General features: G+C 69.1%; 15 protein-coding genes. 6 read left to right on the forward strand and 9 right to left on the reverse strand.

Annotated features, from left to right (window positions below; translation table 11 throughout):
* Nucleotides 1-98: 98 nt before the first annotated feature.
* The 4 genes from CR157_RS11150 to CR157_RS11165 are packed head-to-tail and all read left to right on the forward strand — an operon-like array spanning nt 99 to nt 4366.
* Nucleotides 99-1373, forward strand: a complete 1275-nt coding sequence (locus CR157_RS11150) for an ABC transporter substrate-binding protein (protein WP_110283616.1) — start codon at nt 99-101, stop codon at nt 1371-1373.
* A 60-nt stretch (nt 1374-1433) separates the two neighbouring features.
* Nucleotides 1434-2363, forward strand: coding sequence for a carbohydrate ABC transporter permease (locus tag CR157_RS11155; RefSeq protein ID WP_181422038.1), 930 nt, complete (start codon nt 1434-1436; stop codon nt 2361-2363).
* Nucleotides 2356-3234, forward strand: a complete 879-nt coding sequence (locus CR157_RS11160; RefSeq protein ID WP_110283617.1) for a carbohydrate ABC transporter permease — start codon at nt 2356-2358, stop codon at nt 3232-3234. The genes CR157_RS11155 and CR157_RS11160 overlap by 8 nt, the downstream gene beginning before the upstream one ends.
* Nucleotides 3235-3244: 10 nt before the next feature.
* On the forward strand, nt 3245-4366 hold the full coding sequence (locus CR157_RS11165) for an ABC transporter ATP-binding protein (protein WP_110283618.1): 1122 nt from the start codon (nt 3245-3247) through the stop codon (nt 4364-4366).
* Nucleotides 4367-4380: 14 nt separating this feature from the next.
* Here the strand turns inward: CR157_RS11165 and CR157_RS11170 are convergent, their stop codons facing one another.
* The 7 genes from CR157_RS11170 to CR157_RS11200 all read right to left on the reverse strand — a co-directional run bounded on the left by CR157_RS11170 (nt 4381) and on the right by CR157_RS11200 (nt 10608).
* Nucleotides 4381-4818: a universal stress protein gene (locus CR157_RS11170; RefSeq protein WP_110283619.1), complete on the reverse strand. Its 438-nt coding sequence runs from the start codon at nt 4816-4818 to the stop codon at nt 4381-4383.
* A gap of 131 nt (nt 4819-4949) precedes the next feature.
* Nucleotides 4950-5390, reverse strand: a complete 441-nt coding sequence (locus CR157_RS11175) for a universal stress protein (RefSeq protein WP_110283620.1) — start codon at nt 5388-5390, stop codon at nt 4950-4952.
* Nucleotides 5391-5617: 227 nt separating this feature from the next.
* Complete coding sequence (locus tag CR157_RS11180; protein WP_110283621.1) at nt 5618-6682, reverse strand: TIGR01620 family protein; 1065 nt, start codon at nt 6680-6682, stop codon at nt 5618-5620.
* Nucleotides 6679-8070 (reverse strand): YcjX family protein, encoded by a 1392-nt coding sequence (locus CR157_RS11185; protein WP_110283622.1) that lies wholly within the window; start codon nt 8068-8070, stop codon nt 6679-6681. The genes CR157_RS11180 and CR157_RS11185 overlap by 4 nt, the downstream gene beginning before the upstream one ends.
* A 26-nt stretch (nt 8071-8096) precedes the next feature.
* A complete protein-coding gene (locus CR157_RS11190) occupies nt 8097-9275 on the reverse strand; it encodes an MFS transporter (protein ID WP_110283623.1) in 1179 nt (392 codons plus the stop codon).
* Nucleotides 9230-10294, reverse strand: coding sequence for a GlxA family transcriptional regulator (locus tag CR157_RS11195; protein ID WP_110283624.1), 1065 nt, complete (start codon nt 10292-10294; stop codon nt 9230-9232). The genes CR157_RS11190 and CR157_RS11195 overlap by 46 nt, the downstream gene beginning before the upstream one ends.
* A gap of 125 nt (nt 10295-10419) precedes the next feature.
* Entirely contained in the window at nt 10420-10608 is a 189-nt protein-coding gene (locus tag CR157_RS11200) for a hypothetical protein (protein WP_110283625.1), read from the reverse strand.
* 102 nt (nt 10609-10710) lie between these two features.
* Here CR157_RS11200 and CR157_RS11205 point away from each other — a divergent pair, with 102 nt between their 5' ends.
* Nucleotides 10711-11265, forward strand: coding sequence for a DUF924 family protein (locus CR157_RS11205; RefSeq protein WP_110283626.1), 555 nt, complete (start codon nt 10711-10713; stop codon nt 11263-11265).
* Between the two features lie 80 nt (nt 11266-11345).
* A complete protein-coding gene (locus CR157_RS11210) occupies nt 11346-11588 on the forward strand; it encodes a GlsB/YeaQ/YmgE family stress response membrane protein (protein ID WP_110283627.1) in 243 nt (80 codons plus the stop codon).
* A gap of 85 nt (nt 11589-11673) precedes the next feature.
* Here the strand turns inward: CR157_RS11210 and gabT are convergent, their stop codons facing one another.
* Together gabT and CR157_RS11220 are read right to left on the reverse strand one after the other, a co-directional pair.
* Nucleotides 11674-12972, reverse strand: a complete 1299-nt coding sequence (gene gabT, locus CR157_RS11215) for a 4-aminobutyrate--2-oxoglutarate transaminase (RefSeq protein ID WP_110283628.1) — start codon at nt 12970-12972, stop codon at nt 11674-11676.
* A gap of 33 nt (nt 12973-13005) precedes the next feature.
* The gene (locus CR157_RS11220; protein WP_110283629.1) at nt 13006-14442 is read right to left on the reverse strand and encodes an NAD-dependent succinate-semialdehyde dehydrogenase; all 1437 of its coding nucleotides are present in this window, start codon (nt 14440-14442) and stop codon (nt 13006-13008) included.
* Nucleotides 14443-14629: the final 187 nt, after the last annotated feature.

A 14629-nucleotide genomic window follows, 5' to 3' on the forward strand; every position in this document is an offset into this window, starting at 1 on the left:
ACTAGGTAACCCCCGCAGGGGCGGAAAATGGGCTAGCTTTCTACCAGGCCGTCGCAACCCGCGGCCGACAAGATCCATAACAAGACGGAGACACGCCCATGCATGCATTGAAGCACCCCCCACTGCTACGCAGAACCCTGCTCGGTCTGGCCGTGGCGACGGCGCTGGGGGCCGCCCAGGCCCAGGCTGGCGAGGTCGAGGTACTGCACTGGTGGACCTCCGGCGGCGAGGCGCGGGCCGCCAACGTGCTCAAGGAACTGATGGAGGGCGAGGGGCACGATTGGCAGGACTTCGCCGTGGCCGGGGGCGGCGGCGAGACGGCGATGACCGTGCTCAAGTCGCGGGCCATGTCGGGCAACCCGCCTTCCGCGGCGCAGATCAAGGGGCCGGAGATCCAGGAGTGGGGCGAGCTCGGGCTGCTCGGTGATCTCGATGACGTGGCCGAGGCCGAGGGCTGGAACGAGTTGCTGCCGGAGATCGTCGCCGACGTGATGAAGCACGACGGCCAGTACGTGGCAGTGCCGGTCAACGTGCACCGCGTCAACTGGCTGTGGGCCAACCCGGAAGTGCTCGACGCGGCCGGCGTGGCATTGCCCACCACCCTCGACGAGTTGTTCGCCGCGGGTGAGGCGATCCGCGAGGCGGGCTACGTGCCCCTGGCCCATGGCGGCCAGCCATGGCAGGACGCCACGGTGTTCGAGACGGTGCTGCTGGCCACCGCCGGCGCCGATTTCTATCGGCGCGCCCTGGTGGAACTCGATCCCGAGGCCCTGGGGGGCGAGGAGATGATCGAGGCCCTGGCGACCTTCAAGCGCATGCGCGAGCTGATGGACGATGGCATGTCGGGACGCGACTGGAACATCGCCACCTCCATGGTGATCGGGGGCGACGCGGCCATGCAGATCATGGGCGACTGGGCCAAGGGCGAGTTCACCGCCGCCGGTCTCACCGCCGGCGAGGACTACCTCTGTGCTCCGGCACCGGGCACCGCCGAGGCCTTCACCTTCAACATCGACAGCCTGGCGATGTTCCGCGTCACCGAAGAGGCGGAGCGCGAAGCCCAGCAGACCCTGGCGCGGCTGGTGCTCGAGCCGACCTTCCAGGAGGCCTTCAATCTGGCCAAGGGCTCGATTCCGGCGCGCCCGGATATCGACATGAGCGAGTTCGACCAGTGCGCGCAACGCTCCCTCGAGGACTTCCAGCACACCGCCGAGACGGGCGGGCTGGTGCCCAGCATGGCGCATGGCATGGCGGTGCGTGCCGATGTCCAGGGGGCCATCTTCGACATCGTCACCAACTTCTTCAATGCCAGTGACATGACGCCCGAAGATGCCGCCAAGCGCATGACGAGCGCCGCTCAAGTCGCCATGTGACCCCCACTCCACGCCGCCGTCCCCTGGACGGCGGCGTGGAAGCCACACGAGGTACCCCTCATGTCGACCGTTTCCTCCTCGACGCGCACGTCGCGTGTCGCGGTCGGGCGACCCGCACGCGCTCGACTGCAGGCATGGCTGCCGCGACTGGTGTTGTCGCCTTCCATCGCCATTTCCCTGTTCTTCGTCTACGGCTTCATGCTGTGGACCTTCATCCTGTCGCTGACCAACTCGCGCATGCTGCCGAGCTACGACTTCGTCGGCTTCGCCCAGTATGGGCGGCTGATGGTCAACGAGCGCTGGTGGGTGGCCTCGACCAACCTGGTGGTGTTCGGCGCCCTGTTCGTCGGCATCTGCCTGGTGGTGGGGGCGCTGCTGGCCATCCTGCTCGACCAGCGCATCCGCCAGGAGGGCGCCCTGCGCACCCTCTATCTGTACCCCATGGCGCTGTCGTTCATCGTTACCGGGGTGGTGTGGAAGTGGCTGCTCAATCCCAGCCTGGGCATCCAGGCCATGGTGCGTTCCTGGGGCTTCGAGAGTTTCACCTTCGACTGGCTCATCAACCCCGACATGGCGGTCTACACCCTGGTGATCGCCGCCGTGTGGCAGGCCTCGGGCTTCGTCATGGCGCTGTTCCTGGCCGGGCTGCGCGGCATCGACGACAGCATCATCAAGGCCGCCCAGCTCGATGGCGCCAGCCTGCCGCGCATCTACCTGCGGGTGGTGATTCCCTGCCTGCGCCCGGTGGTCTTCAGCGCCGTGATGATCCTGGCCCATATCGCCATCAAGAGCTTCGACCTGGTGGTGGCGCTGACCGGCGGTGGGCCCGGCTATGCCTCGGACCTGCCGGCCACCTTCATGTACGCCCACGCCTTCACCCGGGCGCAGATCGGCCTGGGCTCGGCCAGTGCCATGCTGATGCTGGGCGGCGTGCTGGCGATCCTGATTCCCTATCTCTATTCGGAACTGCGGAGCCGCAAGCATGGATAACGTGATTCGTCGCCGCACGCCTGCGGCCCGGCTGGGGCGCCTGACGCTCTATGCCGTGTTGATCCTGGCCGCACTCTTCTACCTGCTGCCGCTCGCCGTAATGCTGATCACCTCTGTGAAGCCATTGAGCGAAATCAGCGCCGGTACCCTGCTGGCCTTGCCCCAGGCGCCGACCCTCGAGCCCTGGGCCAAGGCCTGGGGGGAGGCCTGCACCGGCATGCGCTGCGAGGGGGTGGGCGGCTACTTCTTCAACTCCATCGCCATCGTCGTCCCGGCGGTGCTGATCTCCACGGTGATCGGGGCGCTCAACGGCTATGCCCTGACCAAGTGGCGCTTCAAGGGCTCCGAGCTGGTCTTCGCGCTGATGCTGTTCGGCTGCTTCATCCCCTTCCAGGTGGTGCTGCTGCCCATGGCCCAGACGCTGGGCTGGCTGGGGCTGTCGAGCTCCCGGGCGGGGCTGATCCTGGTGCACGTGGTGTTCGGTATTGCCTTCACCACCCTGTTCTTCCGCAACTTCTACGTGGCGGTGCCCACCGAGCTGGTGTCGGCGGCCAAGCTCGACGGGGCGGGGTTCTTTCGCATCTTCTGGCGCATCCTGCTGCCGGTGTCGGCGCCGATCATCGTGGTCTCGGTGATCTGGCAGTTCACCCAGATCTGGAACGACTTCCTGTTCGGGGTGGCCTTCTCGGCCCACGACACCCAGCCGGTGACGGTGGCGCTCAACAATCTGGTCAATACCTCCACCGGTGTTCGCGAGTACAACGTCGACATGGCCGCCGCCATGATCGCCGCGCTGCCGACCCTGGTGGTCTACGTGCTGGCCGGCAAATATTTCGTGCGGGGGCTCACCGCCGGTTCCGTCAAAGGTTGAGGAGGACATCATGTCTGCATTGGAAATTCGTAATGTCTGCAAGGACTTCGGTAGCGAACGCGTGCTCAAGGATGTCAGCCTGGCGATCGAGTCCGGCGAGTTCCTGATCCTGGTGGGGCCCTCGGGGTGCGGCAAGTCGACCCTGATGAACGCCATCGCCGGGCTCGAGCCGGTGACCGACGGGGAGATCCTGATCGCCGGCGAGGCGGTCACCTGGAAGACACCGGCGGAGCGCGACATCGCCATGGTGTTCCAGTCCTATGCGCTCTACCCGAGCATGACGGTGCGCCAGAACATCAGCTTCGGCCTGGAGATGCGCAAGGTGCCCCGGGCCGAGCGCGAGGCCGCCGTCGAACGGGTCGCCGACCTGCTGCAGATCTCCCACCTGCTCGACCGCAAGCCGGCGCAGCTCTCCGGCGGCCAGCGCCAGCGGGTGGCCATGGGGCGCGCCCTGGCCCGGGAGCCGAAGATCTACCTGTTCGACGAGCCGCTCTCCAACCTCGACGCCAAGCTGCGCGTCGACATGCGCACCGAGATCAAGAAGCTGCACCAGCGGCTCGGCACCACCATCGTCTACGTGACCCACGACCAGATCGAGGCGATGACCCTGGCCGACAGCATCGCGGTGATGCGCGACGGTCGCATCCTGCAGCTGGGCACGCCGGACGAGGTCTACAACGACCCGGTGGATATCTTCGTGGCCGGTTTCATGGGCTCGCCGTCGATGAACTTCATCGCCGCGACCCTGGAGGGCGGGGCGGGTGACTACCGCCTGCGCATCGCCACGCCGGGCGAGGAGGACCTGGTGCTGCCCTGGCCGGTATCCCGGGAGACCCCGGACCTGGCCCAGCGGGTGGGGAAGCAGGTGGTACTGGGGCTGCGCCCGGAGCACTTCAGCGAGGAGGACGAGCGGCTCGGCAAGCATGACCGCGACACCCCGGTCTCGGTCAGCATCAGCGTGGTCGAACCCACCGGCGCCGATATCCTGCTGCGGTTGCCGCTGGGCACCGGTGAGGTGACGGCCCGGGTCGGGCCCAAGTGCCGGGTGACCGCCGGTGAACGCCTGGCGCTGCGGGTCGACATGGGCCGCGCGGTGCTCTTCGACAGCGGGACGGAACGCCGCCTGGCGTGAAGGGTGACGCGGCCTCAGCGCACCGTGATCACGGTGCACTCGGCGGCGTGGCTGACCTTGTGGGAGACGCTGCCGACCACGAAGCCCTGCAGGTCGCTGAGCCCGCGGCTGCCCATGACGATGGCCTCGACGCCGCGCTTTTTGGCCTCGCTGAGGATGGTGCGGACCGGGTCGCCCTGGACGAGCTGCGTCTCGACCCGGGTGACACCCTGCTCGCGGGCGGCCTCGGCGGCGCGGGCGATCAGCTGCCGGCCGACCCGCTCTCGCTCCTCCTGGGAGGCCTCGAGGGTCACGGGGCCGATGCCCCACACCAGGGGGGTCTCGTGGGAGATCTGCTCGGGGATGTGCAGCAGGTGCAGGGTGCTGCCCTCATGGACCAGTTGGCAGGCCACGGCGAGGGCCTTCTTGGCGTGTTCGGAGCCGTCGACGGGCACCAGGATGGAGTCGAACATGGCGCTTGCCTTGAGCATTCATGGTGATACTCAGAGCCTAGCAGCCTGTCGGACTTCAGGTGCGGTCTCGTCGGTGTCGCGCCCCACGGCGCCTGAGAGGCGCCGTGGGGCGTGTCGTTGGGGAGGGCGCCTCAGCGCACCGTGATCACGGTGCACTCGGCGGCGTGGCTGACCTTGTGGGAGACGCTGCCGACCACGAAGCCCTGCAGGTCGCTGAGGCCGCGGCTGCCCATGACGATGGCGTCGGCACCGCTCTTGCGCGCCTCGCTGAGGATGGTGCGGGCCGGGTCGCCCTGGCCGATGAGCGTCTCGACCCGGGTGGCGCCCTGCTGGCGGGCGTCCGCGGCGGCGCGGTCGACGATCTGCCGGCCGGTGCGCTCGCGCTCCTCGCGGGAGGCTTCCAGGGCGACGGCCCCGATGCCCCACACCAGCGTGGTCTCGTGGGCGAGCTCCTCGGGGATGTGCAGGATGTGCAGCGTGGTGTCGTTCTGGCGGGCCAGCTGGCAGGCCACGGCGAGGGCCTTCCTGGCGTGCTCGGAACCGTCGATGGGAACCAGGATGGTCTTGAACATGGCAGCGTCCTGTGTGACTGAAAAATGAGAGTGGCATCGTCCCTACGAGACTAAGCTTTGTCCGAAAAGTCGTCGAGCGATGGTCAGACAAGGCAAAAATCGGCGAAAAGACGGAGTTTACGCGGTGTAAATGAGTACTTTGAGCCGATTTTTAACGCCGTATGACCGAGCGCAGGCAGTTTTCAGACAAAGCGTAGCCATTGGCCGTCAGCCTGTCATGACCGAGATCACGCCTTGCCCTGGTCGTCCTCGCGTTCCTTGGTTTCCAGCTGTCGCAGCTGCTGCCAGAGCTCACCGCGCAGGTCACTCACCCGCGGCGCCTCGCCGTCGGGGAAGGCCAGCGGTCGTGTCAGCCGCTGGGTACGCAGACCGAGCCGGGCGCTGAGCAGGCCGACGCCGAGTCCCTGGCCGGCGCGGGCCGAGAGCCGGCCGGCGAGGTTCAGCGACAGCAGCTCCATGCCTGCCTCGCCGGCCATCTCGGTGGCCCCGGCGAAGGCCATGTTGTAGAGCACGCTGCGCAGCAGGCGCAGTCGGCTGGCGTAGCCCAGCTCCAGGCCGTAGAGCCGGCAGAGCCGGTCGATCATCGCCAGGTTGCGCCAGGCCACCAGTGCCATGTCGACCAGGGTCAGGGGGCTGACCGCCACCATCACCGCGGTCTCGCCGGACATCCGCGAGATCAGCCGCCGGGCCTCCCGATCGCGGGGGGCGAGCAGGTGATGGGCGAGCAGCAACTGGAGGTCGCGGCCATCGTGGTGGAGCTGGCGGGCGGCGATGAAGGCTTGCCAGTGGGGGTGGTCCTCGTCGAGGTCGAGGCTCTGCCTGAGGCGCTCGGCGAGTGCCCGGGCCTGCCCGGGGGTGGCCTCGGGCAACTGCGCGAGGCGCTCGCGCAGCCGGGCGTGGCGGCGCAGCCGGCGCAGGCGCCACAGCTCGCGGGCCAGCGCCGAGCCGCCGAGGCCCAGCGCCAGCAGCAGCAGCAGGCTCCAGGCCCCGGCCAGCCAGTCGCCGCCCAGGCTGGCGGCATAGAGGGTCTGCCCGGCTTCCACGGCCCCCAGGCCCAGGGTGCCGGCGAGCAGGGCCAGCAGCCCCCGGCGGCGCTTGCGCGGCGGGGCCAGGCTCGCCTCCAGCGCGCGCTCGGTGGGGCCGGCCTCGGGCGCTTCCAGCGGCTCGCTGGGCAGGTCGGCGGCAAACTGCTCGCCGGGGCGCGGGTCGGGGTGCTCCGCCTCGTCGGCGGGGGGTTCCTCGAGGCGGAAGCGTTGCCGCGGGCGCGGGTCCGGGGCGCGGGGGTCGCTCATTGCAGCTTGTCTCCGATCAGCCAGTCCAGGGCGGCATCCATGCGGATATGGGGCAGGGCGCCCCCCTCCCGGGGGGCCGGGCGGAAGGCGGGGAAGTCGAAGCCCTGGCGGGCCCAGAAGTCGGCGTCGGGCAGCCGGTCCGGCACCTCGCCGGGAAACAGCAGCTGCTCCTCGCCGGCGAGGTCGATGCCGCGCAGGGCCGGCGAGCGTCGCCCCTGATGGCTCACCTCGCGGCTCTCGGTGGCGCGGATTGCCGCCAGCGACAGGGCGCGGACCGGCACGTCGGCGAAGCGCAGGTCCTTGAGCGGTTCGGCCAGCAGGGTCTCGAGCAGGGCGACCAGGCGGGCGTGCTGCTCGGGGGTGACGTGGTCGGCCTTGGTGGCGGCGATGGCCAGGCGGTCGATGCGCGGGGCGAACAGCCGCGACAGCAGGCTGCGCTTGCCGTAGTCGAAGCTCTGCATCAGGTTGGCCAGCGCCCGGGAGAGATCCTCGAAGCGTTCCGGGCCGGCGTTCAGGGCGCCGAGCAGGTCCACCAGCACGATCTGGCGGTCGAAGCGGCGGAAGTGGTCGCGGTAGAAGGGGCGCACGATGTGCTGCTGGTAGTGGCGGAAGCGCTTGGCCAGGGTGGCGTAATTGCTCTCCGGCGGCAGCTTCTCCAGTGTGCCGGGGGCGGCCTGCTCGATACCTGGCAGCGGGAAGAACTGCAGCACCGGCGCGCCGGCGAGCTCCCCCGGCAGCAGGAAGCGTCCCGGTTGCAGGTCGGCGAAGCCGGCCTCCCGTGCGGCCCGCAGCCCCTCGGCATAGCGCTCGGCGATCTCGGCGAGCTGCCCCTCGTCGGCCGCGGCGGCGGGGTCCAGTTCGGCCACCGCGGCCTGCCAGTCGCTGAACAGGGCGGCGCGGGCGTGGCCACGCGCCGGCTGCTGGGCCCGGCTCCAGCTGGGGTAGTCGTGCTCCAGCAGCGGCAGGTCGAGCAGCCACTCGCCGGGGTAGTCGAACAGGTCCAGGGACAGCTGGCGGGCCTCGCTGCCCAGCCAGCCGCGTTTCGCCGGGCGGTAGCGAATCGTCAGGCGCAGTTCGCTGATGCCGCGGGTCGGTTCCGGCCAGTACGGCGGGCAGGCGTCCAGCGCCGCCATGGCCCGGTCATAGGGAAAGCGCGGCACGCCCAGGTCCTGCTGGTTGACCCGGCGGGCGCCGAGCAGGCGCCCCTCCCGGGCCGCCGGCAGCAGGTCGAGCCGTGCTTCCAGGCCGGCGTGGCGGAGCTGGTTGACCAGCGAGGTGAGGAAGGCGGTCTTGCCCGAGCGCGACAGGCCGGTGACCGCCAGGCGAAGCTGGCGGTCGCGGCCGCGCTCGAGCAGGTCATGGAGTTCGCGAGCCAGGGGCTGGCGCATCGGAAACGATTCCCTTCGCAGCAGGATCAGCCGTTAATGTGCGGGCGTTGGCCGCGTCTGGCAAGCCGCTGCCAGATCAGCAGGGCGATGGGTAGCAGCGCCAGCGGCACCAGCAGGGCATTGAGCAGCGACCAGCCGAGCAGGTTCACCAGGGGGCCGGCGAGCAGGGCGGTGAGGGCCACGGTGGTGAAGACCAGGAATTCGTTGGTGGCCTGGGTGCGGGCCTTCTCGACCGGGCGGTAGGCCTCGGTGAGCAGGCCGGTGGCCGGCAGGAAGGTGAAGTTCCAGCCCAGCCCGAGCAGGATCAGGGCGGCGTAGAAGCCGGCCACGCCGGCCTCGATCTGGGCCACCAGGCCGCACGCCGCGAGCAGCAGGCAGCCGGTGGCGATCATCCGGTGGGGCCCGAAGCGGGCCGTGAGGTGGCCGGTCACGAAGGAGGGCAGGAACATCGCCAGCACGTGCCACTGGATGGTGGTGGCGACGTGGTCGAAGTGGAAACCCGCGCCGGCCATGGCCAGGGGGGTGGCGGTCATCGCCAGGTTCATGACCCCGTAGCCGATCAGGGCCGAGACCACGGCGACGAGGAACACCGGCTGGCACACGATCTCGCCGAGGGGGCGCGGCCGCCCCTCGCCGTGGGTGACCTCGGGCGGCGGCAGGCGGGTCAGTAGCAGGATGACCAGGGCGACCAGGTAGAGCACGCCGAGCCCCAGGAAGCTGCCGAGGAAGGGGGTTTCGGCCAGTTCGCGGCTGACCCGGGCCAGCCAGGGGCCGAAGAAGGCGGCCAGCACGCCGCCGCCCATCACCAGACCGATGGCACGGTCGCGCAGCGCCAGGGGCGCGGCCTCCACGGCGGCGAAGCGGTAGAGCTGGCCGAAGCCGATGCCGATGCCGATCAGCCAGGTGCCGAGCATGAACAGGCCGAATGACGCGCCGATCAGCGCCTGAGCGGCAACGGCGACGCCGCCGAGCCCCGTCAGGTTGCCGAGGATGAAGCCGCGCCGGCGCCCCAGCCGGGCCATGATCAGCGAGGCGGGAATGGTCGCGCACATCAGCCCCAGCCACTGGGTGGCCACCGGCGCGGTCGACCAGGTGGCGCTGGGGGCCAGGGCGGCCCCGATCAGCGGCGAGACGGCGATCAGCAGGATATTGCCGCTGATCAGCAGCGCCTGGCAGAGGGAGAGTAGGGAGACACTGATGGGCATGGGGGCTCCTGGGCATCCTTGGCGAGTGAGCGGGGGCTTCGGTTGTCGGGGCAATGGCTGAAGCGTTGACGATAAAGGGTAGGCGAGACCCCGTAGTGGCGCTGGAAGAGGCGGCGCAGTTGTTCGGCCCCTCCTAGTTGCCAGTGGCGGGCCAGGCGCTCCAGGGAGGGCGGTTGCGGGCTCTCGACCAGGGCCAGACGCGCCTGCTCCAGCCGCAGGCGAGTGAGGTAGTTGCCGGGGGTAGTGTCCAGCTGGCGGCGGAACAACCGCGACAGGTGGCGGGGCGAGACGGCGATGTAGTCGGCCAGCTCCTCCAGGCGATACGGCTTGCCTGGGTCGGCGTGGAGCCGGTCCAGCAGCCGACGCAGGGGACCGCTGGCCTTCTGCTGGTGGGCCAGGACTTCGCTGAACTGGGACTGTCCGCCTGGCCGGTGCAGGAACATCACCAGTTCGCGTGCCACCCGCCCGGCGAGCTCGCTCCCCTGGTCGGTCTCGAGCAGCGAGAGCGCCAGGTCGATACCGGCCGTGACGCCGGCACTGGTATACAGACCCCCGGATTCCAGATACAGCGCATCGGTCTGTACCTCGACCCTGGGGTAGTCGCTGGCGAGCCGTTGGCAGTGGCGCCAGTGGGTGGTCGCCTGGCGGCCATCGAGGAGGCCGGCGGCGGCGAGCAGGAAGGCGCCGGTGCAGACGGAGCCCAGGCGCCGCACCGTCCCGGCCTGATGGCGTAGGGTCTCGAGCAGGGCAGGATCCCGGCACTGGGCCATCACCCCGTTGCCTCCGGGGATCAGCAGCGTATCCAGCGGGCCGAGGGTATCGAGCCGCTGCCAGGTGATCCCGGCCTGAAGGGCCAGGCCACCATTGGTGGTCACGGTGCCCGGTTGCGCCGAGGCCAGGTGCAGCCCGTAGAGCGGGCGCCCGCTCAGCTCATTGGCGGTGGCGAAGACCTGCCAGGGTCCACTGACATCCAGCAGCTGGCAGTCGGGATAGGCCAGCATGACGACGGTTCGGGGCATGGCGACACTCTCCGGTGGCGATCACACGAGAGTGTCGGCTGTGCGCGGCATGTCCGCAATGACCCATATCCCACCAATTCGGACATCGCGCCGACGAGGCGGCGATGCCGGGGCCGCCGTCTGGCTCAGGCCATGCCCGCGAACAGCTGGTAGAGCACCGGAAAGGCGGCGATCAGGAAGCCGCCCCCGGCGAGCAGGTAGCCGGGCCAGCGATGGCGGGTGCGATGGACCAGGGTCAGGCCGCCGAGACAGACCACCAGGCCGACCAGGTTGAAGACGAAGGTGGTCATTTCCAGGAAATACGCAACGGACATGTGGACTCCTCGGGGGCCGTGTAGGCTAATGGTATCAGCCGCGGCCGGGCGCTCGAAGCACGCCCGGGCGCGGCGGCAACCGTGGATGACAGGGAGAGCGGCATGGACGACAGGCTGCCGGGAGCGGAGGCGGTGATCGACTTCTGGTTCCACGGGCTCGGGCCGGCCCGGTGGTTCCGCAAGGATCCCGACCTGGATGCGACCATACGCGAACGCTTCGGCCCACTGCTCGAGGCCGCCGGTCGCGGCGAGCTGTGGCAGTGGCGGTTCTCGGCCCGTGGCCGGCTGGCCGAGGTGATCGTGCTCGATCAGTTCTCGCGCCACATCCATCGTGATACCCCGCTCGCCTTCGCCCGCGACCCCGTCGCCCTGGTGCTGGCCCAGGAAGCGGTGGCCAACCGCATCGATCATCATCTCGAGGTACCCTGGCGCGCCTTCCTCTATATGCCGTTCATGCACAGCGAGTCGCTGCCGATCCATGACGAGGCACTGGGCCTGTTCGACCAGCCGGGGCTGGAGGAGAACCTGCGCCACGAGCAGCGGCACCGCGAGATCATCGAGCGCTTCGGCCGCTATCCCCACCGCAACGCCATCCTCGGGCGCGAGTCGACTCCCGAGGAACTGGCCTTCCTCGAGCAGCCGGGGTCCTCCTTCTGAGTTGGGATGCCTTCCTTCCGGGCCCGGGCTGGGGCACCATCGGGGGCATTCCCACGACCACATGCAAAGGAGAGAGCGACATGGGACTGATTGCCTGGCTGATCATCGGTGGTCTGGCCGGCTGGATCGCCGGCCATATCATGCGCGGGGGTGGTTTCGGCATCCTCGGCAACATCGGGGTCGGCGTGGTGGGGGCCGTGATCGGCGGCTTCCTGTTCAGCCTGCTGGGGTTGCAGGCCGGCGGCTTCATCGGCTCGCTGGTCACCGCCATCGTCGGGGCCGTGGTGCTGTTGTGGGTGATCGCGAAGATCCGGCAGGCCTGATCGACATCGACTCCCGGCATCCAACGCCCGACTGTTGCCAGCCGGGCGGTTCGGGGTCATGCGCTGTCGAGGTAAGGCCGGCGGATCAGGCGGTGGCGGCGGCCTGGCCGCCGACCAGCTCCCTGAGGGACTCCTCGAGGATGTCGAGGCCCTCCTCCAGCACCTCGTCCTCGATGGTGACCGGCATCAAAAAGCGGATGGTGTTGCCGTACAGGCCGCAGGAGAGCAGGATCAGCCCCTTCTCGCGGGCCCTCTTGCACAGCGCGCCGGCCAGGTCGGCGTCCGGGGTGTGGTTGGCCTTGTCGGCGACCAGGTCGAAGGCCGCCATGGCTCCCATGTTGCGGCCGTTGTCGACGCAGTCGAACGTCTGCTGCCATTGGGCGAAGCGCTTGGCCAGCTTGTCGCCCAGCGCCTGGCTCTTCTCCAGGATGCCCTCCTGTTCGAACACCTCGAGGACCGCCAGGGTCGCCGCACAGGAGACCGGGCTGCCGGTGTAGGTGCCGCCCAGGGAGTTGGGGCCGGAGGCGTCCATGTGCTTGTCGGTGCCGACCACGGCGGAGATCGGCATGCCGTCGGCCATGCTCTTGGCCATGGCGATGATGTCCGGCTCGACGCCGCTGTGCTCGATGGCGAACAGCTTGCCGGTGCGGCCGAAGCCGCTCTGGACCTCGTCGACGATCATCAGCATGCCGTGCTCGTCGCAGATCTCGCGGATCGCCTTCAGGAAGCTCGCCGGTGCCGGGTAGAAGCCGCCCTCGCCGAGCACCGGCTCGAGCACGATGGCCGCAGTGTCGCGCGGGTTGGCATCGGTCTTGAGGGTCATCTTCAGGCCGCGCAGCGCCTCGTCCTCGCTGACCCCGTGATAGGGCACCGGGTAGGGGGCGCGGAAGACGTTGCCCGGCATGCTGCCGAAGTCGGTGGCGTAGGGCGCGACCTTGCCATTCATGGCCATGGTCATGAAGGTGCGGCCGTGGTAGCCGCCATCGAAACAGATCACGTTGTTCTTGCCGGTGGCGGCCCGGGCGATCTTGACCGCGTTCTCCAGCGCCTCGGCGCCGGAGTTGGCCAGCATCACCTTGGCATGGCCACGCACCGGGGTGACCTGGCTGAGCTTCTCGGCCACCTTCACGTAGCCCTCATAGGGCATCACCGTCTGGCAGGTATGCATCACGCGGTCGAGCTGGTCCTTGACCGCCTGGACCACCTTGGGATGGCGGTGGCCGATGTTGAGCACGCCGATGCCGCCGGCGAAGTCGACGAAGCGGTTGCCGTCGGCGTCCCAGACCTGGGCATTCTCGGCGCGGTCGGCAAAGGCGGTGGCGGGGCTGGCGGCACCGTTGGCCACGTAGCGCTGCTTGAGTTCGTTGAGCTGAGCGTTGTTCATGATGCCTCCTTGAAAAAAGGGATTGGCGACCGGTCAGAGTCCGCCGACACAGACGTATTTTAGTTCAGTGTACTCATCCAGGCCGTGGCGCGACCCCTCGCGACCCAGCCCCGACTCCTTGACGCCGCCGAAGGGGGCCAGCTCGGTGGAGAGGATCCCCTCGTTGACCGCCACCATGCCATACTCCAGGCCTTCCATGACATGCCAGATACGGCGGTAGTCGCGGGCATAGAAGTAGGCCGCCAGGCCGAATTCGGTGGCGTTGGCCATGGCGATCGCCTGGTCGACGGTGTCGAAGCGGAACACCGGGGCGAGCGGCCCGAAGGTCTCTTCCCTGGCCACGCGCATCTCGTCGGTGACGTCGGCGATCACGGTGGGCTGGAAGAAGGTGCCGCCCAGCGCGTGGGGTTCGCCGCCGCAGACCAGGCGGCCGCCCTTGGCCAGGGCGTCGGCGATGTGTGACTGCACCTTGTCCACGGCGGCGGCGTTGATCAATGGTCCCTGCACCACGCCGTCGTCCAGGCCGTTGCCCACCTTCAGCTCGGTGACGCGGCGGGTCAGCTTCTCCAGGAAGGTGTCGTACACGCCGGCCTGGACCAGCAGGCGGTTGGTGCAGACGCAGGTCTGGCCGGAGTTGCGGTACTTGGAGGCCACGGCACCTTCCACGGCGGCGTCCAGGTCGGCGTCGTCGAAGACGATGAAGGGGGCATTGCCGCCGAGTTCCATGGAGGCCTTCTTGACCGTGCCGGCACACTGGGCGAGCAGCGTCTTGCCCACCGGGGTGGAGCCGGTGAAGGAGATCTTGCGCACCCGCGGGTCGGTGGTCAGCACCTCGCCGATCACCGCGGGCTTCGCGGTGGTGACCACGTTGAGCACCCCCGCCGGGAAGCCCGCCTCCTCGGCGAGCTGCGCCAGGGCGAGGGCGGTGAGCGGGGCTGCCTCGGCGGGCTTGATCACCACCGGACAGCCGGCGGCCAGCGCCGGCGCGCACTTGCGGGTGATCATCGCCAGCGGGAAGTTCCAGGGGGTGATGGCGGCCACCACGCCGATCGGTTCGCGAAAGACCAGGATGCGCTTGTCGGCGCCATGGCTCGGCAGGGTCTCGCCGGCCACGCGCTTGGCCTCCTCGGCATAGTACTCGACGAAGGAGGCGCCGTAGGCCACCTCGCCGCGGGACTCCGCCAGCGGCTTGCCCTGTTCCAGGGTCATCAGCCGGGCCAGCGCCTCCTGGTTGGCCATGATGGCGTCGAACCAGGCGCGCAGCAGGGCGGCGCGCTCCTTGGCGGTTCGGCGCCGCCAGGCCGGCCAGGCGGCCTCGGCGGCGGCGACCGCCTCGCGGGCGGCGTCACCATCGAGATCCGGGACCTCGGCGAGGGTCTCGCCGTTGGCGGGGTTGGTGACGGCGAAGCGGCGGTCGGCATCGCGCCACTGCCCGGCGATATAGGCCTTGTCGACGATCAATTCGGTCATGGGCGCCTCCTGTGGGGGCGGTGGTCATCATATTGGACGAGTGTGCATTATTTAAAACGTCTCGCCAAGCCCTTCGCCGATCCTTCCCCGCCGAGTCGTCACCGCGACGAAAGGAACGATTTCCTGATCCCCGACCATCGGCGCGGGCGTCGCTTTCCGCTACACTAGGGCGCCGAATTCCCGGTAC

This window comes from Halomonas sp. LBP4, assembly GCF_003202205.1.
GTDB classification, from domain to species: Bacteria; Pseudomonadota; Gammaproteobacteria; order Pseudomonadales; family Halomonadaceae; genus Halomonas; species Halomonas flagellata.

What these genes read in the sequence shown, in the direction of transcription:
- CR157_RS11150 (WP_110283616.1), top strand. Translation starts at nt 99, where the DNA reads ATGCATGCATTGAAGCACCCCCCACTGCTACGCAGAACCCTGCTCGGT.
- CR157_RS11155 (WP_181422038.1), top strand. Translation starts at nt 1,434, where the DNA reads ATGTCGACCGTTTCCTCCTCGACGCGCACGTCGCGTGTCGCGGTCGGG.
- CR157_RS11160 (WP_110283617.1), top strand. Translation starts at nt 2,356, where the DNA reads ATGGATAACGTGATTCGTCGCCGCACGCCTGCGGCCCGGCTGGGGCGC.
- CR157_RS11165 (WP_110283618.1), top strand. Translation starts at nt 3,245, where the DNA reads ATGTCTGCATTGGAAATTCGTAATGTCTGCAAGGACTTCGGTAGCGAA.
- CR157_RS11170 (WP_110283619.1), bottom strand. Translation starts at nt 4,818, where the DNA reads ATGTTCGACTCCATCCTGGTGCCCGTCGACGGCTCCGAACACGCCAAG.
- CR157_RS11175 (WP_110283620.1), bottom strand. Translation starts at nt 5,390, where the DNA reads ATGTTCAAGACCATCCTGGTTCCCATCGACGGTTCCGAGCACGCCAGG.
- CR157_RS11180 (WP_110283621.1), bottom strand. Translation starts at nt 6,682, where the DNA reads ATGAGCGACCCCCGCGCCCCGGACCCGCGCCCGCGGCAACGCTTCCGC.
- CR157_RS11185 (WP_110283622.1), bottom strand. Translation starts at nt 8,070, where the DNA reads ATGCGCCAGCCCCTGGCTCGCGAACTCCATGACCTGCTCGAGCGCGGC.
- CR157_RS11190 (WP_110283623.1), bottom strand. Translation starts at nt 9,275, where the DNA reads ATGCCCATCAGTGTCTCCCTACTCTCCCTCTGCCAGGCGCTGCTGATC.
- CR157_RS11195 (WP_110283624.1), bottom strand. Translation starts at nt 10,294, where the DNA reads ATGCCCCGAACCGTCGTCATGCTGGCCTATCCCGACTGCCAGCTGCTG.
- CR157_RS11200 (WP_110283625.1), bottom strand. Translation starts at nt 10,608, where the DNA reads ATGTCCGTTGCGTATTTCCTGGAAATGACCACCTTCGTCTTCAACCTG.
- CR157_RS11205 (WP_110283626.1), top strand. Translation starts at nt 10,711, where the DNA reads ATGGACGACAGGCTGCCGGGAGCGGAGGCGGTGATCGACTTCTGGTTC.
- CR157_RS11210 (WP_110283627.1), top strand. Translation starts at nt 11,346, where the DNA reads ATGGGACTGATTGCCTGGCTGATCATCGGTGGTCTGGCCGGCTGGATC.
- gabT (WP_110283628.1), bottom strand. Translation starts at nt 12,972, where the DNA reads ATGAACAACGCTCAGCTCAACGAACTCAAGCAGCGCTACGTGGCCAAC.
- CR157_RS11220 (WP_110283629.1), bottom strand. Translation starts at nt 14,442, where the DNA reads ATGACCGAATTGATCGTCGACAAGGCCTATATCGCCGGGCAGTGGCGC.